2 protein-coding genes are annotated in these 2,337 nt (G+C 65.5%); one reads left to right on the top strand and one right to left on the bottom strand.

Translation table 11 applies throughout. The features are described from left to right. Window positions 1–112: 112 nt before the first annotated feature. Window positions 113–1,018 (bottom strand): 16S rRNA (cytidine(1402)-2'-O)-methyltransferase, encoded by a 906-nt coding sequence (gene rsmI, locus ACFOFO_RS14595; protein WP_390321993.1) that lies wholly within the window; start codon window positions 1,016–1,018, stop codon window positions 113–115. Window positions 1,019–1,031: 13 nt separating this feature from the next. Here rsmI and ACFOFO_RS14590 point away from each other — a divergent pair, with 13 nt between their 5' ends. After that, window positions 1,032–2,273 (top strand): penicillin-binding protein activator, encoded by a 1,242-nt coding sequence (locus tag ACFOFO_RS14590; RefSeq protein ID WP_390321994.1) that lies wholly within the window; start codon window positions 1,032–1,034, stop codon window positions 2,271–2,273. Window positions 2,274–2,337: the final 64 nt, after the last annotated feature.

The raw sequence follows: 2,337 nt of genomic DNA, 5'->3' as shown, positions 1-2,337 counted from the left end.
TTTGCCATGCAACATTCTTTCATAAAAAATGTTGCACTTGGAATTCGAGCGCGCCCCTGATTTCATAAAAAACGGCGGGAGTATATTCATTTCGTTGCCGCATCCTGCTGTTTCAGCCGTGTTTTAGTTGGAGCGCACGCTCGTACAGCGCATTCTTTTTTTGCCCGGTGATCTGCGCCGCCAGTTGCGCCGCCTGCTTGACCGGGCACTCGGCCAGCAGGATGCGCAGCACCCGCTCGGCCTCGACCTGATCGGCGTCGACCGCGCTCGGTGCGCCCTCGACCAGCAGCACGAATTCGCCCTTTTGGCGGTGCGGATCGGCGGCCAGCCACGCGATCGCTTCCGACAGCGGGCAGCGATGGATTTCCTCGAACAGCTTGGTCAGTTCGCGCGCAAACACGATTTGCCGCTGCGGCTCGAATGCGGCAACCAGCGCCGCGGTGGTGTCGCCGATGCGATGCGGCGCCTCGTACAACACCAGCGTCGCCGCGACGCCGCGCACCGCCTGCAATGCGGCGTCGCGCTGCCCCGCCTTGGCCGGCAGGAAGCCGACAAAATAAAACCGCTCGTTCAGCAAGCCGCTGGCCGACAGCGCAGTGACCGCGGCCGATGCGCCCGGCAGCGGCATCACGCGTAGCCCGGCGGCGCGCACTGCATCCACGATCCGGGCACCGGGGTCGGATATGGCCGGGGTACCGGCATCCGATACCAGCGCGATCCGTTCCCCGGCTTGCAAGCGCGCGACCAATTTCTCGGCTACTTCGCGCTCGTTGTGTTCATGCGCCGCGATCAGCGGTTTCGACAGGCCGTAGCGCGTCATCAGCTGTGCGGTATTGCGCGTGTCCTCGCAGGCGACCGCGTCGGCCAGCGCCAGCACATGCAAGGCGCGCAGGCTGATGTCGCAGACATTTCCGATGGGGGTGGCCACCACATATAATGTGGCCACGGGATAAGTCTGCAGCGCCACCTCGTGCAGGATCGGCAGGCTGGCGAGCGGATGGTGATTCGACGGTGTCATGGGGAGCGGGGAATTGGGCAAATGGATCAAGACAGCGTTGGGCTGCGGTGTGCTATACGGCGTGCTGAGCGGATTGTGCGCGCCTGCGCTGGCAAATACAACCGCGACCATCGCGCAGGCTCAGGCCGCCGGCAATTCGCCCGGTCGCAGCCAGTCCACCGGACTCCACCAGACGGCGCCGTCGACAGTGCCGACCACGCCGGCAGTGCCGCTAGTACCGGTAGTCCGCATGGCGCTGCTGCTGCCGCTCGATTCGGCCGCGCTGGGCCGGGCCGCCGAGGCGGTGCGGGCCGGCTTCATGGCCGCCTACGAGCGCGACAAGGATGGCGTCATCGTGACGCTGATCGAAACCGATGATTCGGTGCAACAGACGCTGTCCGGCTACAAGGATGCGGTCGGCAATCAGGACCTGGTGGTCGGACCGTTGTCGCGCGCCGGGGTCAGCGCGATCGCCCAGAGCGGCGCGGTGCGGATCCCGACCATCGCGCTGAACCAGGCGGAAACGGCGGGCGCCGAGGCGTTGGCGCCATCCGCCCTGCCGCGCAACCTGTTGCTGATGGGCCTGTCGCTCGATGACGAAGCCAGGCAGGTGGCAGACTGGGCCAGCGCCGGTCAGACTGAGCGCCGCGCCCTCATCGTATCGACCAATGCCGCGTGGCAGCGCCGCGCCGCCAAGGCCTTCGGCGCGCAATGGCAGCGACGGGGCTTGCATGCGCAGTCGATGGTGCTGGGGTTTGCCAGCGGTTTCCTCGATGGCAACGGGCTCGATCAATTGAGGCATCGCATCCAGAATGAAAAACCGGCCCTGCTGTTCGTCGCGCTCGACGCCGAGCAGACCCGCCAGTTGCGCGAAGCGGTCGGCCAGGATGTCGTCATGTACGGCACCTCGCAGCTCAATCCGTATGCACTCCCGGACTGGGACACGGCCGAGCGGCTGCCGCAACTGGAGCAGGTGCATCTGCTCGACCTGCCGTGGCAACTGCAGGCCGACCACAGCGCGGTGATGGCCTATCCGCGCACCACGCTGCCGGCCGATCAGCGTCGCAGCGTCGACCTGGAACGGCTGTATGCGCTCGGGATCGACGCCTACCGTGTCGCGCGCGAGATCGCGGCCCGGCATGCGCACTTCGAGATCGATGGCGTGACCGGCAAGTTGCGGGTCGATTTCGGCGCCGGCGCGACCCGCTTCGAACGGATCGAGCAGACTGCGATCTATCAGGACGGCGCCGTGGTACCCGACTTCGCCGCGCAATGACAGGGGTGTGCTAGTGTAGTGTTGCATTCTTGATGCTTCGTATTGAAATTCCGCACTTGAAAGG

The sequence above is a fragment of the Pseudundibacterium arcticum genome, assembly GCF_042646465.1.
Taxonomy (GTDB): domain Bacteria; phylum Pseudomonadota; class Gammaproteobacteria; order Burkholderiales; family Burkholderiaceae_D; genus Undibacterium_A; species Undibacterium_A arcticum.
Note: the sequence above shows the minus strand (reverse complement) of the source record. Positions and strands in the feature narration are given on the sequence as shown.